A 24,710-nucleotide genomic window follows, 5' to 3' on the forward strand; every position below is an offset into this window, starting at 1 on the left:
TTAATCTTCATCGAAGCCCGCTTCGAACAGTTCGATGACCGCCGCCAGCGCCGGAACCTCTTCCGGGCCGCTGGCTTCGATCTCAATGTGCCCGCCTTTTGCTGAATCGAGCATCAGCAGCGCGATCACGCTGCTGGCTTCGGCTTCGGTGCCCGCTTCGTTGCGCAGCAGGACTTCGGCGTCAAAGCTCTGCACCAGCTCAAAGAGCTTCATTGCCGGACGGGCGTGCATACCCAGCTTATTTTTGATTTCTACAGTTTGTCTGACGGTCATGATTTGCGCTTTTCCAGCGTGCGATGGCGTGACTGTACATTCTTACCGCGTGAACGGAAGTAATCGGCCAGCTGCTCGGCGATATAGACGGAGCGATGTTTGCCGCCGGTACAGCCAATCGCCACGGTAAGATAGCTACGGTTATTGGTTTCCAGCATCGGCAGCCAGAGTTCTAAATAGCTGCGCGTCTGGTAGATAAAATTGTGCACTTCGGTATGGCGATCGAGGAAGGCCGCCACCGGACGGTCGAGGCCCGTCATTGGCCGCAGCTTGGGATCCCAGTGGGGATTGGGCAGAAAGCGCACGTCAAACACGTAGTCCGCATCAATAGGGATGCCATGTTTGAAGCCAAAGGATTCGAACACCATGGTCAGCTCACGTTCACGCTTGCCCAGCAGACGGGTACGCAGCATCTCGGCCAGCTCATGCACCGACATCTCAGAGGTGTCGATAATCAGATCAGCCCGGGAACGCAGCGGCTCCAGCAGATCGCTCTCTTCGTCAATCGCGCTCTCCAGCGACAGGTTCTTGCTGGAGAGTGGGTGCAGACGGCGTGTATCGCTGTAACGACGAATCAGGGTATTGCGATCGGCGTCGAGAAACAGCAGCTGCGGTGAAAAGGAGTCAGGCAGATTATTCAGCGCGGTTTCGAAAATTTCAGGGGATTCAGGCATGTTGCGGACATCGATACTGACCGCCGCCGAAATATTGCGATCGGCCAGCGAGTTCGCTAACTCCGGCAGCAGCACGACCGGCAGGTTATCGACGCAGTAGAATCCCATATCTTCCAGCGCACGGAGCGCCACTGACTTCCCCGAGCCTGAACGACCGCTAACGATCATCAGCACCATGACCTTCTCTCCCGTTTTAAAACCGGCAACCGGCCGGTAAAGACGCGTTACTGCTCTGTCTGGATTTCCGTAATAATGGCATAGAGCTCTTCATCACACTGCGCCGCGCGCAGACGGCGGCAGACCGTTTTATCTGCCAGACGTTTTGCCACCAGTGAAAGGGTGTGCAGATGCGTTTTGCACTGGTCAGCCGGCACCAGCAGGGCAAACAGCAGATCGACCGGCTGGTTATCGACAGCATCAAACGCAATCGGCTGTTCGAGGCTGATAAAGACCCCGACCGCGCGCAGCGTATCCTCTTCCAGCTTGCCGTGAGGAATAGCGATGCCGTTGCCGATACCGGTACTGCCCATGCGTTCACGGGTCAGGATCGCTTCGAAAAGCGTCTGGTGCGGCAGGTTGAGCTGCTTAGCGGCCAGTTCGCTGATGATTTCCAGCGCACGTTTTTTGCTCTGGCAGTGTACGCCGCTGCGGGTGCAGTCTGGCGAAAGCACCGTGCTCAATTCCAGTGTAAGATCGTTGTTCATTAGCGTTTCACTTGCGAGTTCACCAGGCCATTCACCGCCAGCGCGTCCTGACGCGGGAGACAAACGGGGCCTCTGCTCAGATGACAAAACGGGGCGGATTATCCGCCCCATCCTGTCGGCTCTGCGCGGCAGGCGCGCGTAGCTGGCGTGAAGGTTAGTGTTTTTTCAGTTTATCTTTGTGTTTGGTCAGCTGACGGGCGAGCTTATCGATAAGCCCGTCAATGGCCGCATACATATCTTCTGCTTCCGAAGTGGCGTGCAGCTCGCCACCATTTACGTGAAGTGTTGCGTCAGCCACCTGAGTGACTTTCTCAACTTTCAGGACAATATAGACCTGATTGATATGTTCAAAATAGTGTTCCAGTTTGGCAAATTTACCGCTGACAAACTCACGCAGAGGCGGAGTGATTTCAACGTGTTGCCCGGTCAGGTTCAGCTGCATAGGTCTTCCTTCTCATGTCTTTCAAACCAGCTGTTTACGCTGGTTCGATGGCGGGATGGATAAAGACTCACGATATTTGGCGACGGTTCGCCGTGCCACCATAATCCCCTGATCAGATAACATGGAGGTCAGTTTACTGTCGCTCAAGGGTTTGGCTGGATTTTCCGCCGAAATTAATTTTTTCACCAGCGCGCGGATCGCCGTCGAAGAGGCTTCACCGCCACCCTCGGTATTCACATGGCTGGAGAAAAAGTACTTCAGTTCGAAAATGCCCCGCGGGCTGTGCAGATACTTCTGCGTTGTCACGCGGGAAATGGTCGACTCGTGCATCTCAACAGCCTGGGCGATATCGGCCAGTACCATCGGACGCATAAACTCTTCACCCTGCTCGAAAAACGCCTGCTGCTGTTCAACAATACAGCGCGTCACTTTCAGCAGCGTATCGTTACGGCTTTCCAGACTCTTAATCAGCCAGCGCGCCTCCTGCAGATTACTGCGAATAAACTGGCTGTCGCTCTCATTGCGCGTGGTGCCGCCCATTGCGGCGTAGTGCTGGTTGATCCTGAGGCGCGGCACACTGTCGGCGTTAAGTTCAACCGTCCAGCGGCTGCCGACCTTGCGCACCAGTACATCGGGAATCACATATTCCGGTTCGCCGGTATTGATCGACTGGCCCGGGCGCGGGTCCAGCGACTGAATCAGCAGCATCGCCTCTTTCAGCACCTCTTCTTTAAGGCGCGTGACCCGCATCAGGCTGCGGAAATCGTGATTAGCCAGCAGGTCGAGATGTTCGCTGACGATCAGACGCGCCTCTGCCAGCATCGGGGTTTCGGGCGCATACTGCGAAAGCTGTACCAGCAGGCAGTCACGCAGGTCGCGCGCGCCGACGCCGATCGGATCGAAGCGCTGGATGCGTTTCAGCACCGCTTCCACTTCGTCCACTTCCAGTTCGTCGTTACCGATGCCGTCGAGGATCTCCTCAAGCGAAACGGTAAGATACCCGGTGTCATCGATAGCGTCGACGATAGAGGTCGCAATCGCGCGATCGGTGTCACTGAATGGCGTCAGTCCGACCTGCCACATCAGATAATCCTGCAGAGACTGAGTGGTTTCGCCCTGATAAACCGGTAACTCATCATCCTGATAATCGGTGCCGGTACCAGACGGCGTGCCAGCCGTGTAGATCTCATCCCAGGTGGCATCCAGCGGCAGCTCATCGGGCATCTCTTTCTGCTCAAGGGCTTCGCGGGTGTCCAGCGCCTCGGCCTCAGACGATTCCCGGGCGTCGATCTCTTCGTGCAGTTCGGTCTGCTCAAGCAGCGGGTTGCTTTCCAGTGCAAGCTGTAACTCCTGCTGGAGTTCAAGCGTAGAGAGCTGCAGCAGACGAATGGCCTGCTGCAGTTGTGGCGTCATTGCCAGCTGTTGGCTGAACCTGAGTTGTAAACCTTGCTTCATAGACAGGATGATAGTTCCCAGGTAAACATCACAATTAACGACACCTTATCAGAGTCTGAACTCTTCACCCAAATAAACCCGCTTCACCTGCTCATCGGCCAGGATCTCGTTCGGCGTGCCGTGCGCAATCAGGTGACCCTGGCTGACGATGTAAGCCCGCTCACAGACCGCTAAGGTTTCACGCACGTTGTGGTCGGTGATCAGCACGCCCAGGCCACTGTCACGCAGATGCTCGATGATCTTTTTGATGTCGATAACGGAGATCGGGTCAACACCGGCAAAAGGCTCATCCAGCAGGATAAACTTAGGATTGGCCGCCAGCGCACGCGCGATCTCGACACGACGGCGTTCACCGCCCGACAGTGCCTGACCCATGCTGTCGCGCAGGTGTTCGATGTGGAACTCTTCCATCAGTTCGCGGGCGCGATCCTGACGCTGCTCTTCCGTCAGATCGTCGCGGATCTGCAGGACGGCCATCAGGTTATCGTAGACGCTGAGGCGACGGAAAATAGAGGCTTCCTGCGGCAGATAGCCGATGCCGCGACGTGCGCGGGCATGCAGTGGCAGGATGCTGATATCTTCATCATCAATGACAATGCGACCCGCGTCGCGGGGCACGATCCCCACCACCATGTAAAAAGTGGTGGTCTTACCGGCACCGTTCGGGCCCAGCAGGCCGACAATCTCGCCGGACTTGACCTGCAGACTGACATCTTCTACCACGCGACGGCCCTTATATGCCTTCGCCAGGTTTTCTGCAATTAATGTGGCCATAGCTATCAGTTACTCTTCTTTCCGCTGGTGGACGAACCTTTATCCTGAAGCTGCGACGGCACCAGAACGGTGGTCACGCGCTTGTTCTGGCCCTGGCTGTAAGCCTGCATTTTCTGCTCTTTCACCAGGTAGGTAATACGGTCGCCTTTGATGTTGCTGTCCTGCTGCTCGATAAACGCATTGCCGGTCAGTTCAACGAAATCGTTCGCCAGTTCGTAGTGCAGTTTAGCGGCGTGGCCCTGCACCGGCTTGCCGCTGTCCTGCATCTGATAAAAGGTGGCGGGGTTGCCGTAGGCGTCAACGATGGTTTTCTTGCTGTCGCCGCCCGGACGGGTCACCACGACTTTATCAGCCGTGATTTTGATTGATCCCTGGGTCACGATGACATTGCCGGTAAAGGTCGCAACGTTGCCCTGCAAATCCAGCGCCTGATTCTGCGAGTCAATGTTTACGGGCTTGTCCGAGTCACCGGTCAGGGCCAGCGCCGGCACGCTGGTTGCCAGCAGTACCGAGGCCAGCAGGAGCTTCAAACTATTTTTGTTCATTTTGAATTTCATAAGAGGTTTTGACCTTCTCGATTAACTCGGCGTTTTTCGTCCGTAAATTGCCGCGCATTTTCATGCCAGTGGAGTTAAAGCTGCGGCCATACAATGTCACCTGATCATCAGAGGTAACATCCTGAGTGACAAGATTGATCTGCGCATTATCGGTTTTGATGCGCTCAAGCTGAGAGTCCTGCGTCAGGGTATTCAGCTCAACATGGCCATAAAGATAAAGCATACGATCTTTGGTGAGCTTTGCTTTATCTGCCCGTAGCGACCAGGTCGGAATTTTGTTCTCATCAAAGGTGGTCATCACCGGGTTCTCGAACCAGCTCAGTTCGTCGTCCGAAAAATAGGTCACTTTGTCCGAGGTCAGTTTATAGGAGAGCGCGCCCTGCGGGTTATAAACCACAGTGTGCGAATCGGCACTGGTATAGGTCGGCGACTGTGTGCCATTGCCGACAGGCGTGCCATCGTCATCCTGGTTAGTAAGATTCCAGCCGATCAAAACCAGTGCAATCAAGGTCAGAATCAGCGTTATCCAACGCCTGCTTTTACTCATACTGATTGCCCTTTGGCATCCTCAAATTTGTTCTGCGCCATTAAGATCAGATCACATACTTCACGCACCGCGCCGCGTCCGCCAGCGATCCGCGTGACATAGTGCGCGCGCGGCAGCAGAATCGGATGAGCATCCGCGACTGCCACGCTTAATCCCACTTTCGCCATAACCGGCCAGTCAATCAGATCGTCACCTATGTAGGCGACCTGGTCGTCGGAAAGGGACAGTTTATCCAGAAGTTCACGATAGGCCAAAAGCTTATCCGATTGTCCCTGATAAAGATGGCGAATGCCGAGCGTTTTACAGCGATCTTCCATCAGTCGGGCATTGCGGCCGGTAATAATAGCCACTTCCACATCGGAGGTCAGCAGGCAGCGGACGCCGTAACCATCCCGCACGTTGAATGCCTTCAGCTCTTCGCCATTGTTCCCCATGTAGATCACGCCGTCGGACATCACGCCATCGACGTCGCAGATCAGCAGACGGATCCGGCTGGCGCGCGCCATCACGTCGGCGCTGACCGGGCCATAGCAGGTCTCTATCGGGGGAGTTGCCAGTTGCATTTTCTCTTCCTGTTCAGACTACGCCAGCGCGCAGCATGTCATGCATATGTACCACGCCGAGCAGATGGTCGTCATCGGCCACCAGAATCGAAGTGATGTTTTTCGTCTGCATCAGATTCAGGGCTTCAACCGCCAGCATGTTCGGCCGGACGCGGATGCCGCCTGGCGTCATCACTTCGCCGATTGTGGCGCGCTGAAAGTCGATGCCCATGTCAAAGATGCGGCGCAGGTCACCATCGGTAAAGATCCCCTCAATTTTCATCAGGTCGTCGACGATAACTGTCAGACCCAGATTCTTGCGGGTGATCTCCAGCAGCGCATCGCGCAGGGAGGCGTCACGGGTGACGTGCGGCAGTTCATCGCCGCTGTGCATGATATCCGCCACATGCAGCAGCAGCTTGCGGCCCAGCGCGCCGCCGGGGTGGGAGAGGGCAAAATCTTCTGCCGTGAATCCGCGCGCTTCCAGCAGCGACACGGCCAGCGCGTCGCCCATCACCAGGGTCGCCGTGGTGCTGGTGGTCGGGGCCAGACCCAGCGGACAGGCTTCCTGGGGGACGTGCACGCAAAGATGCACATCCGCCACGCGGCCCATGGCGCTTTCGGGACGTCCGGTTATGCAGATCAGCGCGATGTGCTGACGCTTTAAGACCGGGATCAGCGCGAGGATCTCGTTCGACTCTCCGCTGTTGGAGATGGCGATCACCACATCATTTCTGCTCACCATGCCCAGATCGCCGTGGCTGGCTTCGGCAGGATGGACAAAGAAGGCGGGCGTGCCGGTGCTGGCGAAGGTCGCCGCCATTTTTTTACCGATATGGCCAGACTTCCCCATGCCCATCACCACCACTTTACCCTGGCAGCCGTAGATCAGGGCGCAGGCGCGGGCGAAATCGTCATTGATATATTGATCGAGCTGTTCCAGTCCTTCACGCTCAATGCGGAGCACGGTCTTGCCCGCTTGCTGAAAATCAAAGGCAGTTGGTTGCTGATATGACATAGTGAGTCTGTCCTTGTTAACCGTTCATGAATGCCGGCTGTAACCACAGCAGCGTCACCCAGACGAAGAAACCACAGAGTAAAATCAGGCCCGCCGTACGGCCAACACGTCGGCGACGAAGCAGGCAGAGCAGGGCAAACAGGGCGCTGACGCCCAGCATGACCCAGTAATCACGGGCAAAGGCATGATAATCGACGCTGCCCGGATGAATCAGTGCCGGAAGTCCCAGCACGATGGCAATATTATAAATGTTGGCGCCGATGAGATTGCCGATCGCAATATCATCTTCGCCTTTCAGTGCCCCGGCAAGCACCGTTGCCAGCTCGGGCAGGCTGGTGCCAACGGCGATCAGGGTCAGACCCATCACCAGTTCGCTGACGCCAAAGTAGTCGGCAAAGGCGGTGGCATTGTCGATCACCATCCGTGTCGACATCGGCAGAATAATCAGCGCGACAGCCAGCCAGAGAAAGGCCACCGTATTTCCACTCTCTTCACGCGGCAGTTCAGCCAGCTGCTCGCGGGTCAGGGTGTCATTGTTGTCCTGTTCCGCCTTACGCGCGATGCGAATCACCACCATCAGATAAATAGCGGCAATGGCAATCAGGCCAATGCCATCAAGTCGGCTAAGCTGATTATCAAACAGCATGAAACCGCTGAGCAGGGTGACCAGTAACATCAACGGGAGCTCACGCCGAATCAGATTGGAGTGAACAGTTAACGGATGTATTAGCGCAGCGGCACCCAGAATCAGTAGAATGTTGGTAATGTTCGAGCCCAGGGCGGTGCCCACAGCCAGATCCATCTGGCCATGCTGCGCCGCAGAAAAGGAGAGGATCATCTCTGGCAGCGAGGTGCCGATGCTGACAACGGTCATGCCGATAATCAGTGGCGGAATGCCAAATGATCGACACAATATAGAGGCGCTAAACACCAGACGATCGGCACCATAAGCCAGTAAAAGCAAACCGATAATCAGCAGTGCAGAAGCTACGAACATGAAAAATCCTTGCATAAAAACCCGGGCGGCTATGCCTTTCCCGACCGGTTTACGGTTCTGTTTGGCGAGACAGGCGCTGATTTTGACCGTCTGAACGGCAAAAGTAAATTTAATGACCATTTTCGGCAAATCTTAGCGGTAAGTTTCTGTAAAGCTATCGTGAATCATGACCGAACAGGCTACCATCGTACCCCATGTTTACGCCCGATCCTGACAAGAGGTGACAATGATCCAGCAGCAAACGAATCTGGTTGAGGTTCGTGGCGTGAGTTTTTCGCGCGGAGATCGCACAATCTTCGATGACATTTCGCTGACCGTGCCAAAAGGCAAAGTGACGGCGATAATGGGACCGTCGGGGATAGGAAAAACCACTCTGCTACGCTTGATTGGGGGGCAGCTTCAGCCGACCCAGGGTGAAATCCTGTTTCGCGGCGAAAACATTCCGTCATTATCCCGCGCTAAATTGTACGAAGCGCGTAAAAAAATGAGCATGCTGTTCCAGTCTGGCGCGCTGTTCACTGACTTAACGGTCTATGAAAATGTGGCCTGGCCACTGCGGGAGCATACGCAGCTGCCTGCGCCGCTGCTGCACAGCACCGTGCTGATGAAGCTGGAGGCGGTGGGCCTGCGTGGCGCCGCGCAGCTGAAACCGGCTGAGCTGTCGGGCGGGATGGCGCGTCGCGTGGCTCTGGCGCGCGCTATCGCGCTTGAACCCGAACTGATCATGTTTGACGAGCCTTTCGTCGGCCAGGATCCGATCACCATGGGGGTGCTGGTTAAGCTTATTGACGAACTGAACCATGCCCTGGGCCTGACCTGTATTGTGGTCTCGCACGACGTACCGGAAGTACTGAGTATCGCGGACTACGCCTATATCGTGGCCGGACAAAAAATTATCGCACAGGGCACCACCCCCGCACTGCGAGAGAATAACGACCCGCGTGTTCGCCAGTTTATCGATGGCGATGCGGATGGTCCGGTTCCTTTCCGTTTTCCTGCCGGCGACTATCTCGCAGATTTAACCGGCTCAGGGAGTAATTAAACCGATGGTCTTGAAGGCGCTGGCGTCATTTGGTCGTCAGGGAATTGAAACGTGCGCCAGTTTTGGACGCGCAGGCTTAATGCTGTTTCACGCGCTGGTCGGCAAACCAGCATTTCGCAAACATGCGCCGCTGCTGGTTAAGCAGCTCTATAGCGTGGGTGTATTGTCATTACTGATTATTGTCGTGTCGGGCCTGTTTATTGGCATGGTGCTGGGACTGCAGGGGTATCTGGTACTGACCACTTACGGGGCCGAAACCAGTCTGGGTATGCTGGTGGCGCTGTCGCTGCTGCGCGAGCTGGGGCCGGTGGTGACCGCGCTGCTGTTTGCCGGACGGGCAGGATCGGCGCTGACGGCCGAAATCGGCCTGATGAAAGCGACCGAGCAGCTCTCCAGTATGGAGATGATGGCGGTCGATCCGTTGCGCCGCGTCGTTTCGCCACGCTTCTGGGCGGGATTTATCAGCATGCCGCTGCTGGCACTGATCTTTACTGCAGTCGGCATCGCCGGTGGGGCGCTGGTTGGCGTGAGCTGGAAGGGGATCGATCCTGGCTTCTTCTGGTCTGCCATGCAGAACGCGGTCGATTTCCGGGCTGATGTGGTGAACTGTCTTATCAAAAGTGCCGTATTTGCCGTTACGGTGACCTGGATTGCCCTCTTTAATGGCTATGACGCGATTCCCACTTCTGAAGGGATCAGTCGCGCGACGACGCGTACCGTAGTACATGCTTCACTGGCGGTGCTCGGATTGGATTTTGTGCTGACAGCACTGATGTTTGGGAATTGATGCAATGCAAAGCAAAAAAAGCGAAATCTGGGTTGGCATTTTTATGATCATGGCGTTGATCGCCGCATTGTTTCTCTGTCTGCGCGTCGCCGATCTGAAGTCGATGGGCACCGAGCCGACATGGAAACTCTACGCCACCTTCGACAACATCGGCGGCCTGAAAGTCAGTTCGCCGGTTAAAATTGGTGGCGTCGTGATTGGCCGGGTGACAGAGATCGAACTGGAGCCGAAAACGCTGCTGCCACGGGTCACGATGGACATCAGCGATCAGTATGCCAATAAAATTTCCGACACCAGCTCGCTGGCGATCCGTACTCAGGGCCTGCTGGGTGAGCAGTTCCTGTCGCTCAACTTAGGATTTGACGATCCTGAGCTGGGTTCGGCGATGCTGAAAGATGGCGATACGCTGCGCGATACGAAATCAGCCATGGTGCTTGAAGATTTGATCGGCCAGTTCCTTTATAAGAGCGGCGATAACAAGCAAAACAGCGATAACAAGGATGCGCAGGAAGGCAGCAGTGCTGCACCTGCGGCACCCGCCCAACCTTAAAGAAGAGGGTATACCATGTTTAAACGTTTACTGATGATTGCCATGCTGGTGGTGGCCGTGCCGCTGACGGCAACCGCCGCCGACCAGAGCAATCCTTACAAACTGATGAACCAGGCGGCGGAGAAGACGTTTACCCGCCTGAAAAACGAGCAGCCAAAGATTAAGCAGAATCCTGACTATCTGCGTGAGATTGTGCGTCAGGAACTGCTGCCTTATGTGCAGATCAAATATGCCGGCGCGTTAGTGCTGGGTCGCTACTATCGCGATTCGACGCCGGCTCAGCGCGAAGCCTACTTCAGCGCCTTTGCTGATTATCTGGCACAGGCTTATGGCCAGGCCCTGGCTCTTTATAACGGTCAGAGCTACCAGGTGCAGCCTGAACAGCCGCTGGGCGATGCTAACATTGTCGCCATCCGCGTCTCCATCATCGATCCTAATGGCCGTCCACCGGTTCGTCTCGACTTCCAGTGGCGTAAAAACAGCCAGAGCGGCAACTGGCAGGCTTATGACATGATCGCCGAAGGTGTCAGCATGATCACCACCAAGCAGAATGAGTGGAGCGACCTGTTACGCACCAAAGGTATCGATGGTCTGACGGCGCAGCTGAAATCCTCCGCCGCTCAGCACATTACGCTGGATAAACAACAATAATGCACGAATCGTTACGCTGGGAGCGGCAAGCCAGCACGCTATTGCTGAAAGGCGAACTGGATCGCGACACGCTGATGAGCCTCTGGCAGCAGCGTGAGACGTTAATCAGGGATGTCGATACCATTGACGTTGCGGCGCTGGAGCGTGTTGACTCTTCCGGGCTGGCTCTGCTGGTGCACCTGCGGGAAATTGCGCGTGCACAGGGAATGACCCCGAGCTTTACGGGCATCAGCGACAAACTGCAGTCGCTGATTACGCTTTACAATCTGCAACAGATTATTGTTTCTGCGGATAAAAGCGCCTGATTTCCGCCTGTTATGCTAAGCCCCTGTTTTTGACAGGGGCTTTTGCGTATTTAAGAGTCAGCCGCTTTCCTCTACTATGTCAGCCTTATTATTATTAAGCGAAGTTAAGACCAATGGAAAACAGTGAAATTCAGGCCGTGCTGATGGCAGCACTGCCTTTAGACGAAGTGCATGTGATGAGCAATGACGGCAGCCACTTTCAGGTCATCGCCGTTGGCGAACTGTTTGGCGAGCTGAGCCGCGTGAAAAAGCAGCAGGCTGTCTATGCGCCGCTGATGGAATTCATCGCAGATAACCGCATGCATGCTGTCTCTATCAAAACCTATACTCCCGCTGAATGGGCGCGTGACCGTAAACTTAACGGTTTCTGATCCCCGGCGTGGTGAACTCGCGGTGAGCGAGTCTAATCTTTAGCTAGTTAATTGAGAGCCGTGTTAATGGACAAATTTCGTGTGCAAGGCCCCACCCGCTTAAGTGGTGAAGTAACCATTTCCGGGGCGAAGAACGCCGCGCTTCCTATTCTGTTTGCTGCCCTGCTGGCCGAAGAGCCGGTAGAGATTCAGAATGTACCAAAACTGCGCGACATCGATACCACCATGAAGCTGCTGAGCCAGCTGGGTGCAAAGGTGGAACGCAACGGTTCTGTGCACGTTGACGCCAGCGCGGTAGATGTTTTCTGTGCGCCGTACGATCTGGTTAAAACAATGCGTGCCTCTATCTGGGCGCTGGGGCCGCTGGTGGCACGTTTTGGTCAGGGTCAGGTTTCCCTGCCGGGGGGCTGTGCTATTGGCGCGCGTCCGGTTGACCTGCACATTACCGGTCTTGAACAACTGGGTGCAGAGATCAAGCTGGAAGAGGGCTACGTTAAAGCTTCCGTCAATGGTCGCCTGAAGGGCGCGCTGATCGTCATGGATAAGATCAGCGTTGGCGCCACCGTCACTATCATGAGTGCGGCAACACTGGCGACCGGCACGACCGTGATTGAGAATGCGGCACGCGAGCCGGAAATTGTTGATACGGCGAATTTCCTGAATACCCTGGGTGCGAAAATTAGTGGCGCAGGCAGCGACAAAATCACCATCGAAGGGGTAGAGCGTCTGGGCGGCGGGGTCTATCGCGTACTGCCCGATCGTATCGAAACCGGCACCTTCCTGATTGCGGCGGCCATCTCAGGCGGCAAAGTAGTGTGTCACAAGACCCAGCCGGATACGCTGGATGCAGTGCTGGCTAAGCTGCGTGATGCCGGTGCCGACATTGAAACCGGTGAAGACTGGATCAGTCTGGATATGCACGGTAAGCGGCCAAAAGCGGTCAACGTGCGCACTGCGCCGCATCCAGGTTTCCCGACCGACATGCAGGCGCAGTTCACCCTGCTGAACATGGTGGCGGAAGGCACAGGTGTCATCACTGAAACCATCTTCGAAAACCGTTTCATGCATATCCCGGAACTGATTCGTATGGGCGGACATGCTGAGATCGAGAGCAACACGGCGATCTGCCACGGCGTTGAAACGCTGTCGGGTGCGCAGGTGATGGCGACCGATCTGCGTGCATCAGCCAGCCTGGTCCTGGCGGGCTGTATTGCAGAAGGCACGACGTTTGTTGACCGCATTTATCATATCGATCGCGGCTATGAGCACATCGAAGATAAACTGAAAGCGATGGGTGCGAACATCGAGCGCGTCAGCGAAGAGTAACTCCGCCGAAACGCGCAAGAGCCAGCCTTCGGGCTGGTTTTTTTTCGTCTGACGATCGCCTGCGATCTCAGGCGTTGTCGGCACGATCGACAGGGGCCCGGATACGCTTTTTGCGATCCAGCAGGCAGTGGGTCACGGGATCGTAATAGCGGCTGGGCCAGATCTCGCCGGGATGGACGTTGAGGGCGTCGGCGATCAACCATTCCCCCTTGGGCCAGGGGCGCGTGAGCGCATTAGCCAGCGTGGATGAACTCAGACCCGCTGAGCGTGACAGCGCCGCCAGCGTCATTCCCCGCTTATGCAGTGCCGCGATAACGTCTGCCGAATGCCAGTCTTCCTTCCTTTTTTGCATAACCTGTTCTCCTTTTCCCTGTTATGACGTTATCCCGCAACGCGCAGGATAACCTTTTCCTGTTATCTGGAAAGATGACATTTATATAGCAGATAGTTTCCGGTTGTTTCCAGTAATATTTGCCTCTGTTGTCCGGTCTGTATGACCGTACGCAAAAGACGTGCAACCGCAGAAGGGCGACAGAAAAAAGTGAGAGAAGGGATGTAAGAACGGAGCCGGGCGGCTCCGTAGAGGATTAAAAGTCGCGCTGAACGGACATGTGCGCCAGCGACTCCAGCGCACTGCGCCAGGGCGACTCAGGCAGGATGCGCAACGCCGCAATCGCTTTATCCGCCTCCTGTTCCGCGCGGCTGCGGGTCCACTCCAGCGAACCGCACTGATGCATCGCTTCCAGTACCGGCTCCAGCAGATGACGACCATTCCCCTGTTCGATGGCCTCACGAATCATCTTCGCCTGCTCAGGCGTACCGTGCTGCATCGCGTGCAGCAAAGGCAGCGTCGGTTTACCTTCGCTCAGGTCGTCGCCGGTGTTTTTACCGAGCGTCTCACCGTCTGCGCTGTAATCCAGTAAATCGTCGATTAACTGGAAAGCCGTACCCAGATAGCGCCCATAATCCTGCAGCGCCTTCTCCTCTTCCGGAGTGGCATCAGCCAGGATCGCAGAAGCCTGAGAGGCCGCTTCAAACAGACGCGCCGTCTTGCTGTAGATGACGCGCATGTAGCTCTCTTCGGTGATATCGGGGTCGTTCACGTTCATTAGCTGCAGAACTTCGCCCTCAGCGATCACATTCACCGCTTCTGACATCAGCGCCAGGATACGCAGCGAACCCATGCTGGTCATCATCTGGAAGGCGCGGGTGTAAATAAAGTCACCGACCAGCACGCTTGCCGCATTGCCAAACGCCGCGTTCGCGGTCGCTTTGCCACGACGCATATCGGATTCATCCACGACATCGTCATGCAGCAGCGTGGCGGTGTGGATAAATTCGATCAGCGCCGCATTGGTTACGTGCAGATCGCCCTTGTAGCCCATGGCGCGTGCAGATAGCACGGCAATCATGGGACGGATACGCTTGCCTCCACCACTGATGATGTAGTAGCCCAACTGGTTGATGAGCGAGACATCTGAATTCAGCTGGTCGAGGATGGTCTGGTTAACGGCAGCCATATCCTGTGCGGTTAATTCATTAATCTGTTCTAAGTTCATTCGTCTTTTCAGCTATGACTCGTTATCTCTGCCATGGTAAGTGGTTTACCCAGCCAGCGTTCAGGTAATCTGTTACTGATTGTACTTGAATTTTGAGGCTGAGAAACGGTTGCATTTACCCTGTGTTTTTTTTCTGCAAGAGTGTGCAAAGTGCTCTTGTCTTCTTCTGGAGTTTTGCGTAGAATTCGCGCCCTATTGTGAATATTTAGCGCGCCGCCTGATGAACTAAAAAAGGCAAGCGCAGAAGCGGAGTTTTATATGTACGCGGTTTTCCAAAGTGGTGGTAAACAACACCGAGTAAGCGAAGGTCAGACCGTTCGCCTGGAAAAGCTGGACATCGCAACCGGTGAAACCATCGAGTTCGACCAGGTTCTGATGATTGCTAATGGCGAAGACGTGAAAATCGGCGCGCCACTGGTTTCAGGCGGTATGATCAAGGCAGAAGTTGTTGCTCACGGTCGTGGCGAGAAAATTAAGATCGTTAAGTTTCGTCGTCGTAAGCACTACCGTAAGCAGGCTGGCCATCGCCAGTGGTTCACTGATGTGAAAATCACTGGCATCACGGCTTAAGAGGAGATCTGACAAATGGCACATAAAAAGGCTGGTGGTTCGACTCGAAATGGTCGTGACTCCAATGCAAAACGTCTGGGTGTGAAGCGTTTCGGTGGTGAATCTGTCCTGGCAGGTAGCATCATCGTTCGTCAGCGTGGCACCAAATTCCACGCAGGTAACAACGTAGGCTGTGGTCGCGACCACACTCTGTTTGCTACCATCGACGGTAAAGTAAAATTCGAAGTTAAAGGTCCGAACAACCGTAAATACATCAGCATCGTTGCTGAGTAAGGTTGTCGTGACGCAGACGTTTAACGTCTGAACGCACGAATTGAAGGCCCCGCAGCTCCTGCGGGGCTTTTTACATTCTGCGCTCTGTTGCGGTTACGCAACGCATCACAAAAGATTGCTGTACACTTTGTGTACGCAGTGGCGAAAGCCAGTTCTGATTTATCCGCCGCTGGTCAGCGCAGAAGACCCTGGCGGACCCGTCTGCAGAGTGCTGCAGGCGATTGTGTGACGGAGAGTTAAAATGAAGTTTGTTGATGAAGCGACAATTCTGGTCGTCGCCGGCGATGGCGGTAATGGTTGCGTCAGCTTCCGCCGCGAGAAATATATCCCGAAAGGCGGCCCTGACGGGGGTGATGGTGGTGACGGCGGTGACGTTTATCTGGTCGCCGACGAAAACCTCAATACCCTTATCGATTATCGTTTCGAAAAATCTTTCCGCGCCGAGCGTGGGCAGAACGGCCAGAGCCGTGACTGTACCGGCAAACGCGGTAAAGATATCGAAGTTAAAGTGCCGGTCGGCACCCGTGTTATCGATCAGGGAACCGGCGAAACACTGGGCGACATGACCCGCCACGGCCAGAAACTGATGGTCGGCAAAGGCGGCTGGCATGGCCTGGGCAACACCCGTTTTAAATCGTCAGTAAACCGCAGCCCGCGTCAGAAAACGATGGGTACGCCAGGTGAGAAGCGCGATCTGCAGCTGGAGCTGATGCTGCTGGCGGATGTCGGTATGCTGGGTCTGCCGAATGCCGGTAAATCGACCTTTATCCGTGCCGTTTCGGCCGCCAAACCCAAAGTGGCGGACTATCCCTTTACGACGCTGGTGCCAAGCCTCGGCGTGGTGCGTATGGACAGCGAGCAGAGCTTTGTCGTGGCCGATATCCCCGGCCTGATCGAAGGCGCTGCAGAGGGCGCTGGCCTGGGCATTCGCTTCCTGAAACATCTGGAACGCTGCCGCGTGTTACTGCACCTGATCGATATCGATCCTGTCGATGAGAGCGATCCGGTTGAAAATGCCCGCATCATTCTTGGTGAGCTGGAAAAGTACAGCGAGAAGTTGTTCAACAAACCACGCTGGCTGGTCTTCAATAAAGTAGACCTGATCGGTGAAGAAGAGGCGCAGGCACGGGCGAAAGCGGTGGCTGAAGCGCTGGGCTGGGAAGATAAGTATTACCTGATCTCTGCCGCAAGCCGCACCGGTGTCAACGAACTCTGCTGGGACGTGATGAGCTTTATCAACGCTAACCCGAAAGAAGCGGAGCTTGAAGAGAAGCAGCCGGAGAAAGTGGAATTCATGTGGGATGATTACCACAAGGAGACCCTTGAAAACGCGGTGGAAGCTGAAGACGAAGAGTGGGATGACGACTGGGATGATGAAGACGACGAAGGCGTTGAAATTATCTATCAGCGTTAATCTGACCGCGGTGATAACGTGATATCCGAAGCCCCCTTTCAGCCTGAAAGGGGGCTTCGTTGTTTCCGGGGCCGCTCATCAGCGCGCAGAGAAGAGGTTTCCGGCTGAGCGGCGTGCGCTGCTACAGGAGCGCGCTTAAAACGCAGCAGGGCACTCGCCCGCTGCGTAGGTCAGCGCCATCAGTTGTTCTGATTGATATCGCGATAGAGCCGGCTCTCGAATCGTACCAGCGGAATGCGACGGGTCCGTTGATCTTCCGGTGGAACCGCATAGCCGGAGAGGAACTGGACAAAGGCGACCCGGGCACCACTGGAGGTCGTGATAAAGCCTGCCAGGTTATAGACGCCCTGCAGCGAACCGGTTTTTGCCGAGACTTTGCCATCCAGTCCCGCCTCGTGCAGTCCGCCACGGTACTGCAGCGTGCCGTTATAGCCCGCCAGCGGCAGCATCGAAATGTAATCCAGCGTATTGTCATTCTTCGCAATAAACTGCAAAACCTGCATCATCGTCTGCGGCGAAATCAGATCGTGGCGCGACAGACCGGATCCATCCACCTGAATGCTGTTGCCCATGTCGATATTGGCTTTGGTTTTCAGGATGCGACGAACGGCATCCTGCCCGGCGCGGAACGTACCTGGCACGTTGAAGTAGTGATGGCCGATAGTGCGAAACACGGTATCGGCAATCATGTTGTCTGACTTCTTCAGCATGGTATGCAGCAGCGCATGCAGCGGCGCAGACTGCGTCGAGGCCAGTACGGTGCCCGGTTCGGTCACCTGGGTCTGGCGGACCAGATGGCCGCTGTAGTCGATCTCAGACGAGCGCAGTTCTGCTTTGAGTATCTCGCCCGCCCAGGCGGCGCCATCCTGCACGGCAAAGGCCAGCGGCAGTGGTTCGGCACGCTGGCGCATACAGCCGGTCAGGGTGTAGCGGTTCAGTTCGCCTGGTACCACATCCAGCTCACAATATTGCCCTTCACCACTGTTGCGCCCGATAGTGCGCACCTGGCTGTACATGTGGGCCGGATAATAGGAGGCGATGCGCACAAAGGCATTTTCGCCCGGGGTATTCGCGCTGTAGAGCGACACCGAAAAGCAGTTTTTATCCACGATAGCTGCGCCCGGTGGGGCGCTGAAGCACTGGGTCATATCATTCCACGGCCAGCCTGGTGCCATGTCGTGACTGGCAAAGACCGAGGTATCAACAACCAGATTGCCTTTGATATGGTTGATGCCCTGCTTTTTAAGTGCTGCCACCATATTGCGCAGATCCTGACGGCTCAGGGTAGGATCGCCGCCAAAGCGCGCCACTAAATCGCCATTCAGAGTGCCATCAATAATCGCACCGCGGGTCTCAAACGTGGTCTGAAAACGGTAGTCGCCACCCAGTTCCAGCAGCGCCGCCAGCGCCGTGACCACTTTCATCGTACTGGCGGGCAGGGCCATCTGTTTGCCGTGATAATCAATGATCGGTGTGGAAGCCCCCACTTTCTGCACCATCAACGCCAGATTGGCGCCGTCTGGCAGGTACTGCATGTATTCATCAACTGGCGCTGCGTGCGCCTGCAGCATAAATGCGCAGCTTAATCCGGTAACAAGTCGTGAAAATCGCATAATCTCGCGGTAACTGGCAGGTGAGGGCGTCAATACTACGTTGCCGGACGGGTCAAAGTAAACGATGACCCGCAGGGAACTCTGGGGTAAAATACGTATCAAATTGCAAAACTCTTTTCTGGCCTGGAAGCATCTCCGGGTCAGGTTTCTTTTATTTGCAAAACGGGCTAATGCGCTGCAGAAGGCTTTTCTGCAGTCACCGGTCAGGATGACATCGTAAAACAGGAAAGATGGCGAGGAGCTTAAATGAATCAGATTCCGATGACGTTAAGAGGCGCTGAAAGATTGCGCGAAGAGCTGAACGAGCTGAAAACCGTGAAGCGCCCGCGCATTATCGCCTCTATCGCTGAAGCACGCGAACATGGCGATTTGAAAGAGAATGCGGAATATCACGCAGCACGCGAAGAACAGGGCTTTTGTGAAGGCCGTATTCAGGAGATCGAAGCCAAACTCTCCAATGCGCAGGTCATTGACGTGACGCAGATGCCGAAAACCGGCCGGGTGATCTTCGGTGCCACGGTCACGGTGCTGAACGTCGAAACCGACGAAGAGGCGACCTATCGTATTGTGGGCGACGACGAAGCGGACTTTAAGCAAAATCTGATTTCGGTCAATTCGCCAATGGCGCGTGGCCTGGTGGGTAAAGAAGTTGACGATGTGACCGTCGTGAAAACCCCGGGCGGCGACGTGGAGTATGAGATCCTGAAGGTGGAATACCTTTAAGATGTTGCTACGCTTTGAAAAGCGTTAAAGCACAATGTAAAGAAAGGAAAAAGGCCGCATTGCGGCCTTTTATCTGAGGTAAGAGCATGTCACTTTCTTTGCCCGCCTAGCGTGGCAGAGAAATCTTGCTCTCTTTAGACGGGCGATACAGCACCAGCGTTTTGCCGATCACCTGTACGTTGCTGGCACCGGTCTCACGCACGATAGCCTCAACGATCAGCTGCTTCGTTTCACGATCTTCTGAGGCGATTTTTACCTTGATCAGTTCGTGATGTGACAGAGCCTGCTCGATTTCGGCCAGCACGCCTTCAGTCAGGCCATTACCGCCCAGCATAACGACAGGTTTGAGCGGATGGGCGAGGCCCTTGAGGTGCTGTTTTTGTTTGGTACTTAGATTCATCGTAGTTTTTTACTTACTCAGGGATTGAAAACGGTTCATTCTACCGCCATCTCGGGTATATCACCAAATCGACGCAACCCATTGCGTGCAGGTTTATCGCTACGATGACGATTTAGTTGGAAATATTATGACGGGTAAAAAGCGTTCGGCCAGCTCCAGCCGCTGGCTTCAGGAACACTTTAGCGATAAATATGTGCTTCAGGCGCAGAAAAAAGGGTTGCGTTCGCGCGCCTGGTTTAAACTTGATGAAATACAACAGGGTGACAAGCTTTTCAAACCCGGTATGACCGTGGTAGATCTGGGTGCTGCGCCCGGTGGCTGGTCGCAATATGTGGTACAGCAAATCGGGAACAAAGGGCGCGTCATTGCCTGTGATATCCTGCCAATGGATCCGATTGTCGGTGTCGATTTCCTTCAGGGCGATTTTCGTGAAGAATCGGTGATCAATGCGCTGCTTGAGCGTGTTGGTGATCAACAGGTTCAGGTTGTCATGTCTGACATGGCACCGAATATGAGTGGTACACCTGCCGTAGATATTCCCCGGTCGATGTATTTGGTCGAACTGGCGCTGGATATGTGTCGGGATATTCTGGCACCCGGCGGTAGTTTTGTAGTGAAAGTGTTTCAGGGAGATGGCTTCGATGAATACCTGCGGGAAATTCGCTCCCTGTTTACGAAAGTGAAAATTCGTAAGCCGGACGCTTCACGTTCACGTTCACGTGAAGTGTACATTGTGGCGACTGGGCGCAAACTATAACCAAATTGCTGGAGAGGTCCGCAGCGTTGCTGCGATTCCATGTATGCAGGATCTATAGTACCCTACGCTATCTGTTAACACCGTTGTAATATGAGGTTAATCCCTTGAGTGACATGGCGAAAAACCTGATTCTCTGGTTAGTCATCGCGGTCGTGCTGATGTCAGTATTCCAGAGCTTTGGGCCCAGCGAGTCGAATGGCCGTCGGGTTGATTATTCAACCTTCCTGTCGGAAGTGAACCAGGATCAGGTCCGCGAGGCACGTATTAACGGGCGTGAAATTAACGTTATTAAAAAAGACAGCAATAAATACACCACCTACATTCCTGTCAACGATCCTAAGTTGCTCGATAACCTCTTGACCAAAAACGTCAAAGTGGTGGGCGAACCGCCTGAAGAACCAAGCCTGCTGGCCTCCATCTTCATTTCGTGGTTCCCGATGCTGCTGCTGATTGGCGTGTGGATCTTCTTTATGCGTCAGATGCAGGGCGGCGGCGGCAAGGGCGCGATGTCCTTCGGCAAAAGCAAAGCCCGCATGCTGACGGAAGATCAGATCAAAACCACCTTTGCTGACGTAGCTGGCTGTGACGAAGCGAAAGAAGAAGTCGGCGAGCTGGTTGAATATCTGCGTGAGCCGAGCCGTTTCCAGAAGCTGGGCGGCAAGATTCCAAAAGGCGTGCTGATGGTGGGGCCGCCGGGTACCGGTAAAACCCTGCTGGCAAAAGCGATTGCCGGTGAAGCAAAGGTGCCGTTCTTTACCATCTCCGGTTCTGACTTCGTGGAAATGTTTGTGGGTGTCGGTGCATCCCGTGTGCGTGACATGTTCGAACAGGCGAAAAAAGCCGCGCCCTGCATCATCTTTATCGATGAGATCGACGCCGTCGGTCGTCAGCGTGGTGCCGGTTTAGGCGGTGGTCACGATGAGCGTGAGCAGACCCTGAACCAGATGCTGGTTGAGATGGACGGTTTCGAAGGCAACGAAGGCATTATCGTTATCGCCGCCACCAACCGTCCTGACGTACTGGACCCTGCGCTGCTGCGTCCGGGCCGCTTTGACCGTCAGGTCGTGGTCGGCCTGCCAGATGTTCGCGGTCGTGAGCAGATCCTGAAAGTCCATATGCGCCGTGTACCACTGGCCACCGATATCGATGCTGCAATCATTGCGCGCGGTACGCCGGGCTTCTCTGGTGCAGACCTGGCTAACCTGGTCAACGAAGCTGCACTGTTCGCCGCCCGCTCGAACAAGCGTGTGGTTTCTATGGTGGAGTTCGAGAAAGCGAAAGACAAAATCATGATGGGTGCGGAACGTCGCTCCATGGTGATGACGGAAGCGCAGAAAGAGTCCACCGCCTATCATGAAGCAGGCCACGCCATTATCGGTCGTCTGGTTCCTGAGCATGATCCGGTGCATAAAGTGACCATTATTCCGCGCGGTCGTGCGCTGGGTGTGACCTTCTTCCTGCCTGAAGGCGACGCGATCAGCGCCAGCCGTCAGAAACTGGAAAGCCAGATCTCTACCCTCTACGGCGGTCGTCTGGCGGAAGAGATCATCTACGGTGCTGAACATGTTTCTACCGGCGCGTCGAACGACATCAAAGTCGCGACCAACCTGGCACGTAACATGGTGACGCAGTGGGGCTTCTCTGAAAAACTGGGTCCGTTGCTCTATGCAGAAGAAGAGGGTGAAGTCTTCCTCGGCCGTTCTGTCGCGAAAGCGAAACATATGTCTGATGAAACGGCCCGCATCATCGACCAGGAAGTTAAACACCTGATCGACAGCAACTACCAGCGCGCACGTCGCATTCTGGGTGAGAACATGGACATCCTTCACGCGATGAAAGACGCGCTGATGAAGTATGAAACCATCGATGCTCCGCAGATCGATGACCTGATGGCCCGTCGCGAAGTGCGTCCGCCAGCAGGCTGGGAAGACCCAGGCAGCAACTCAGACAACAACGGCACGCCAAAGGCGCCACGTCCGGTCGATGAACCGCGTACGCCAAACCCAGGCAACACCATGTCTGAGCAGTACAACAAATAAGACGCAACATCGTCAGACAAAACCCCGGCTGGTCCGGGGTTTTTTACATCCGGATAGTGACCCAAAGGAGTTTTCGCCATGAAGTTGTTCGCCCGTGATTCCCATCTCGATCTATCGTTTCCGCATGTGATGGGCATTCTGAATGTCACGCCGGACTCCTTCTCAGATGGCGGGAGGCATAACGCGCTGGTCGATGCGCTGACGCACACCAACGAGATGGTTAATGCCGGTGCCACCATCATCGACGTGGGCGGTGAATCGACCCGTCCTGGCGCGGATGAGGTGAGCGAGGAAGAGGAGCTGGAGCGGGTCATCCCGGTGATCGACGCCATTGCCCAGCGTTTTGAAGTCTGGATTTCAGTCGATACCTCCAAGGCGGCGGTGATCCGGGAAGCGGCGCGAGTGGGCGCTCACATTATTAACGACGTCCGGTCACTCTCTGAGCCGGGTGCACTGGAAGCCGCGGCCGCAACCGACCTGCCCGTCTGTCTGATGCACATGCAGGGCGAACCGCGCACCATGCAGCAGGCTCCGCATTATGAAAATATCCTGACCGAAGTGGACACTTACTTCGCTCAGCAGATCGCGCGCTGCGAGGCGGCAGGGATCAAAAAAGCGCGACTGATACTCGACCCGGGCTTCGGTTTCGGTAAAAATCTCAGCCACAACTATGAACTGCTGGCGCATCTCGGCGATTTTCATCACTTTGGCCTGCCACTTCTGGTAGGAATGTCGCGAAAATCGATGATTGGCCAGCTGTTAAATGTCGGTCCGTCGCAGCGTTTAACCGGCAGCCTGAGTTGCGCGGTGATTGCTGCCATGCAGGGCGCACAGATTATTCGCGCGCATGATGTTAAAGAGACGGCCGAAGCGATGCGCGTGGTCGAAGCGACCCGAAGAGCAAAAGGATAATCATGAGTAATCGTAAATATTTTGGTACAGACGGTATTCGCGGCAAAGTCGGTGAAGCCCCTATCACGCCCGACTTCGTCCTGAAACTGGGCTGGGCCGCAGGTAAAGTGCTGGCGCGTCACGGTTCGAAAAAGATCATCATCGGCAAAGATACACGTATCTCTGGCTATATGCTGGAGTCTGCGCTGGAAGCGGGCCTTGCCGCCGCAGGCCTGACCGCCGCGTTTACCGGCCCGATGCCGACGCCTGCCATCGCTTATCTGACCCGCACCTTCCGTGCAGAGGCGGGAATTGTTATCTCAGCCTCACACAACCCGTTCGATGACAACGGCATTAAGTTCTTCTCATCCGAGGGCACCAAACTGCCTGATGATGTTGAGGAAGCGATTGAGCTGGAGATGGAGAAGCCGATTACCTGCGTTGAATCCGCGCAGCTCGGTCGTGCCAGCCGCATCGTGGATGCTGCGGGACGCTATATCGAATTCTGTAAAGGCACCTTTCCCAGCGAACTGAGCCTGAATGGGCTGAAGATAGTGGTGGACTGCGCCAATGGTGCCACCTACCACATCGCCCCGAATGTCCTGCGTGAACTGGGCGCGACCGTGATTGCTATCGGCGTTCAGCCGGATGGCATGAACATCAACAAGGCGTGCGGTGCCACCGATCTGGAACTGCTGCAGCAGCGTGTTCTGGCTGAGAAGGCCGATATCGGTCTGGCCTATGACGGCGACGGCGACCGCATCATGATGATTGATCATCTGGGCGACAAAGTGGATGGCGACCAGATCCTCTACATCATTGCACGCGAAGCACTGCGCCAGGGGCAGCTGCGGGGCGGGGTAGTCGGAACGCTGATGAGCAATATGGGTCTGGAGCTTGCGCTGAAACAGCTCGGCATTCCGTTCACCCGCGCCAAAGTGGGCGACCGCTATGTGCTGGAGAAGATGCAGGAGAAGGGCTGGCGCCTTGGCGCGGAGAACTCCGGTCATGTCATCCTGCTGGATAAAACCACCACGGGCGACGGCATCGTCGCAAGTCTGCAGGTACTCACTGCCATGGTTCGTAACCACATGAGCCTGCACGATCTCTGCAGCGGCATGAAGATGCTGCCTCAGGTACTGGTCAACGTGCGCTTTGCGGGTGAACACGATCCCCTGCAGAGTGATGCCGTAAAAAGTGTCACGGCCGAGGTCGAAAAAGCGCTGGCGGGACGCGGACGTGTGCTGCTGCGCAAATCGGGCACGGAGCCGTTGATTCGCGTGATGGTTGAGGGCGAAAATGAGGCGCAGGTGACCGAACTGGCCAATCGCATCGCCGATCAGGTCAAAGCGGTTTAATGCGCTAACGGGCAGTTCGCTGCGTGCAGAACTGCCTGTAAAATCACCGGGATGGCGCTTTTTTCTGCAATCAGTACAGGCAGTGAAAATTGCACTTG

Annotated in this window: 30 protein-coding genes; 15 read left to right on the top strand and 15 right to left on the bottom strand. The window is 55.3% G+C overall.

Going from position 1 to position 24,710, the window contains the following annotated elements:
- The 11 genes from npr to ACNY69_RS15415 all read right to left on the bottom strand — a co-directional run bounded on the left by npr (nt 1) and on the right by ACNY69_RS15415 (nt 7,983).
- Nucleotides 1–273 carry a PTS phosphocarrier protein NPr gene (npr, locus tag ACNY69_RS15365; protein ID WP_003851116.1) on the bottom strand — a complete coding sequence of 91 codons (273 nt, stop codon included), beginning with the start codon at nt 271–273 and terminating at the stop codon, nt 1–3.
- Entirely contained in the window at nt 270–1,124 is an 855-nt protein-coding gene (rapZ, locus tag ACNY69_RS15370) for an RNase adapter RapZ (protein ID WP_111142246.1), read from the bottom strand. The genes npr and rapZ overlap by 4 nt, the downstream gene beginning before the upstream one ends.
- 47 nt (nt 1,125–1,171) lie before the next feature.
- Nucleotides 1,172–1,651 carry a PTS IIA-like nitrogen regulatory protein PtsN gene (ptsN, locus tag ACNY69_RS15375; RefSeq protein ID WP_418799074.1) on the bottom strand — a complete coding sequence of 160 codons (480 nt, stop codon included), beginning with the start codon at nt 1,649–1,651 and terminating at the stop codon, nt 1,172–1,174.
- Nucleotides 1,652–1,805: 154 nt separating this feature from the next.
- Nucleotides 1,806–2,093 (bottom strand): ribosome hibernation promoting factor, encoded by a 288-nt coding sequence (gene hpf / locus ACNY69_RS15380; protein WP_013359877.1) that lies wholly within the window; start codon nt 2,091–2,093, stop codon nt 1,806–1,808.
- 21 nt (nt 2,094–2,114) lie between these two features.
- The gene (gene rpoN, locus ACNY69_RS15385; protein WP_111139602.1) at nt 2,115–3,548 is read right to left on the bottom strand and encodes an RNA polymerase factor sigma-54; all 1,434 of its coding nucleotides are present in this window, start codon (nt 3,546–3,548) and stop codon (nt 2,115–2,117) included.
- Between the two features lie 48 nt (nt 3,549–3,596).
- Nucleotides 3,597–4,322, bottom strand: a complete 726-nt coding sequence (gene lptB / locus ACNY69_RS15390) for an LPS export ABC transporter ATP-binding protein (protein WP_009092467.1) — start codon at nt 4,320–4,322, stop codon at nt 3,597–3,599.
- A gap of 5 nt (nt 4,323–4,327) precedes the next feature.
- The gene (gene lptA, locus ACNY69_RS15395) at nt 4,328–4,879 is read right to left on the bottom strand and encodes a lipopolysaccharide ABC transporter substrate-binding protein LptA (protein ID WP_111139601.1); all 552 of its coding nucleotides are present in this window, start codon (nt 4,877–4,879) and stop codon (nt 4,328–4,330) included.
- The gene (gene lptC, locus ACNY69_RS15400) at nt 4,854–5,426 is read right to left on the bottom strand and encodes an LPS export ABC transporter periplasmic protein LptC (RefSeq protein ID WP_111139600.1); all 573 of its coding nucleotides are present in this window, start codon (nt 5,424–5,426) and stop codon (nt 4,854–4,856) included. Before lptC ends, lptA begins: the two co-directional genes overlap by 26 nt.
- Nucleotides 5,423–5,989, bottom strand: a complete 567-nt coding sequence (gene kdsC / locus ACNY69_RS15405; protein ID WP_111139599.1) for a 3-deoxy-manno-octulosonate-8-phosphatase KdsC — start codon at nt 5,987–5,989, stop codon at nt 5,423–5,425. The genes lptC and kdsC overlap by 4 nt, the downstream gene beginning before the upstream one ends.
- Before the next feature lie 13 nt (nt 5,990–6,002).
- Nucleotides 6,003–6,986: an arabinose-5-phosphate isomerase KdsD gene (gene kdsD / locus ACNY69_RS15410; RefSeq protein ID WP_111139598.1), complete on the bottom strand. Its 984-nt coding sequence runs from the start codon at nt 6,984–6,986 to the stop codon at nt 6,003–6,005.
- Nucleotides 6,987–7,002: 16 nt separating this feature from the next.
- Nucleotides 7,003–7,983, bottom strand: a complete 981-nt coding sequence (locus ACNY69_RS15415) for a calcium/sodium antiporter (RefSeq protein ID WP_293774208.1) — start codon at nt 7,981–7,983, stop codon at nt 7,003–7,005.
- 226 nt (nt 7,984–8,209) lie between these two features.
- Here ACNY69_RS15415 and mlaF point away from each other — a divergent pair, with 226 nt between their 5' ends.
- The 7 genes from mlaF (at nt 8,210) to murA (ending at nt 13,015) form a co-directional block, all read left to right on the top strand.
- Nucleotides 8,210–9,025 carry a phospholipid ABC transporter ATP-binding protein MlaF gene (mlaF, locus tag ACNY69_RS15420; RefSeq protein WP_111139597.1) on the top strand — a complete coding sequence of 272 codons (816 nt, stop codon included), beginning with the start codon at nt 8,210–8,212 and terminating at the stop codon, nt 9,023–9,025.
- Between the two features lie 4 nt (nt 9,026–9,029).
- Nucleotides 9,030–9,812, top strand: coding sequence for a lipid asymmetry maintenance ABC transporter permease subunit MlaE (gene mlaE, locus ACNY69_RS15425; protein WP_111139596.1), 783 nt, complete (start codon nt 9,030–9,032; stop codon nt 9,810–9,812).
- A 4-nt stretch (nt 9,813–9,816) separates the two neighbouring features.
- Entirely contained in the window at nt 9,817–10,362 is a 546-nt protein-coding gene (gene mlaD, locus ACNY69_RS15430) for an outer membrane lipid asymmetry maintenance protein MlaD (protein ID WP_111139595.1), read from the top strand.
- 15 nt (nt 10,363–10,377) lie between these two features.
- Nucleotides 10,378–11,013, top strand: coding sequence for a phospholipid-binding protein MlaC (gene mlaC, locus ACNY69_RS15435; RefSeq protein WP_111139594.1), 636 nt, complete (start codon nt 10,378–10,380; stop codon nt 11,011–11,013).
- The gene (gene mlaB, locus ACNY69_RS15440; protein ID WP_111139593.1) at nt 11,013–11,318 is read left to right on the top strand and encodes a lipid asymmetry maintenance protein MlaB; all 306 of its coding nucleotides are present in this window, start codon (nt 11,013–11,015) and stop codon (nt 11,316–11,318) included. The genes mlaC and mlaB overlap by 1 nt, the downstream gene beginning before the upstream one ends.
- 113 nt (nt 11,319–11,431) lie before the next feature.
- Nucleotides 11,432–11,689, top strand: a complete 258-nt coding sequence (gene ibaG / locus ACNY69_RS15445) for a BolA family iron metabolism protein IbaG (RefSeq protein ID WP_003851098.1) — start codon at nt 11,432–11,434, stop codon at nt 11,687–11,689.
- A 66-nt stretch (nt 11,690–11,755) separates the two neighbouring features.
- Nucleotides 11,756–13,015, top strand: a complete 1,260-nt coding sequence (murA, locus tag ACNY69_RS15450) for a UDP-N-acetylglucosamine 1-carboxyvinyltransferase (protein WP_111139592.1) — start codon at nt 11,756–11,758, stop codon at nt 13,013–13,015.
- Between the two features lie 67 nt (nt 13,016–13,082).
- Here murA and ACNY69_RS15455 read toward each other — a convergent pair whose 3' ends face one another.
- Both ACNY69_RS15455 and ispB read right to left on the bottom strand, forming a co-directional pair.
- Nucleotides 13,083–13,367 (bottom strand): helix-turn-helix domain-containing protein, encoded by a 285-nt coding sequence (locus ACNY69_RS15455; RefSeq protein WP_111139591.1) that lies wholly within the window; start codon nt 13,365–13,367, stop codon nt 13,083–13,085.
- A gap of 235 nt (nt 13,368–13,602) precedes the next feature.
- Nucleotides 13,603–14,574, bottom strand: coding sequence for an octaprenyl diphosphate synthase (gene ispB / locus ACNY69_RS15460; protein ID WP_293774202.1), 972 nt, complete (start codon nt 14,572–14,574; stop codon nt 13,603–13,605).
- Nucleotides 14,575–14,832: 258 nt separating this feature from the next.
- Between ispB and rplU the strand changes: the two genes are divergently transcribed.
- The 3 genes from rplU to cgtA all read left to right on the top strand — a co-directional run bounded on the left by rplU (nt 14,833) and on the right by cgtA (nt 16,831).
- Entirely contained in the window at nt 14,833–15,144 is a 312-nt protein-coding gene (gene rplU / locus ACNY69_RS15465; protein ID WP_008925416.1) for a 50S ribosomal protein L21, read from the top strand.
- A 15-nt stretch (nt 15,145–15,159) separates the two neighbouring features.
- Nucleotides 15,160–15,417 carry a 50S ribosomal protein L27 gene (rpmA, locus tag ACNY69_RS15470; protein WP_111139589.1) on the top strand — a complete coding sequence of 86 codons (258 nt, stop codon included), beginning with the start codon at nt 15,160–15,162 and terminating at the stop codon, nt 15,415–15,417.
- A gap of 241 nt (nt 15,418–15,658) precedes the next feature.
- Nucleotides 15,659–16,831, top strand: coding sequence for an Obg family GTPase CgtA (cgtA, locus tag ACNY69_RS15475; protein WP_111139588.1), 1,173 nt, complete (start codon nt 15,659–15,661; stop codon nt 16,829–16,831).
- A 179-nt stretch (nt 16,832–17,010) separates the two neighbouring features.
- On the opposite strand, the gene dacB is transcribed toward cgtA, so the two are convergent.
- Nucleotides 17,011–18,444, bottom strand: coding sequence for a serine-type D-Ala-D-Ala carboxypeptidase (gene dacB / locus ACNY69_RS15480; RefSeq protein ID WP_111139607.1), 1,434 nt, complete (start codon nt 18,442–18,444; stop codon nt 17,011–17,013).
- Nucleotides 18,445–18,690: 246 nt separating this feature from the next.
- On the opposite strand from dacB, the gene greA reads away from it, so the two are divergent.
- Nucleotides 18,691–19,167: a transcription elongation factor GreA gene (greA, locus tag ACNY69_RS15485; RefSeq protein WP_128083995.1), complete on the top strand. Its 477-nt coding sequence runs from the start codon at nt 18,691–18,693 to the stop codon at nt 19,165–19,167.
- Nucleotides 19,168–19,273: 106 nt separating this feature from the next.
- Here the strand turns inward: greA and yhbY are convergent, their stop codons facing one another.
- Nucleotides 19,274–19,567, bottom strand: coding sequence for a ribosome assembly RNA-binding protein YhbY (yhbY, locus tag ACNY69_RS15490; RefSeq protein ID WP_010251809.1), 294 nt, complete (start codon nt 19,565–19,567; stop codon nt 19,274–19,276).
- 127 nt (nt 19,568–19,694) lie between these two features.
- On the opposite strand from yhbY, the gene rlmE reads away from it, so the two are divergent.
- The 4 genes from rlmE to glmM all read left to right on the top strand — a co-directional run bounded on the left by rlmE (nt 19,695) and on the right by glmM (nt 24,612).
- Nucleotides 19,695–20,324, top strand: coding sequence for a 23S rRNA (uridine(2552)-2'-O)-methyltransferase RlmE (gene rlmE / locus ACNY69_RS15495; RefSeq protein WP_111139606.1), 630 nt, complete (start codon nt 19,695–19,697; stop codon nt 20,322–20,324).
- Nucleotides 20,325–20,437: 113 nt separating this feature from the next.
- Nucleotides 20,438–22,363, top strand: coding sequence for an ATP-dependent zinc metalloprotease FtsH (ftsH, locus tag ACNY69_RS15500; RefSeq protein ID WP_111139586.1), 1,926 nt, complete (start codon nt 20,438–20,440; stop codon nt 22,361–22,363).
- A 78-nt stretch (nt 22,364–22,441) separates the two neighbouring features.
- Nucleotides 22,442–23,275 carry a dihydropteroate synthase gene (gene folP, locus ACNY69_RS15505; protein ID WP_293774196.1) on the top strand — a complete coding sequence of 278 codons (834 nt, stop codon included), beginning with the start codon at nt 22,442–22,444 and terminating at the stop codon, nt 23,273–23,275.
- Between the two features lie 2 nt (nt 23,276–23,277).
- Nucleotides 23,278–24,612: a phosphoglucosamine mutase gene (gene glmM, locus ACNY69_RS15510; RefSeq protein WP_418799083.1), complete on the top strand. Its 1,335-nt coding sequence runs from the start codon at nt 23,278–23,280 to the stop codon at nt 24,610–24,612.
- The last annotated feature ends 98 nt before the right edge of the window (nt 24,613–24,710 follow it).

The sequence above is a fragment of the Pantoea graminicola genome (assembly GCF_048452665.1).
GTDB lineage: Bacteria > Pseudomonadota > Gammaproteobacteria > Enterobacterales > Enterobacteriaceae > Pantoea.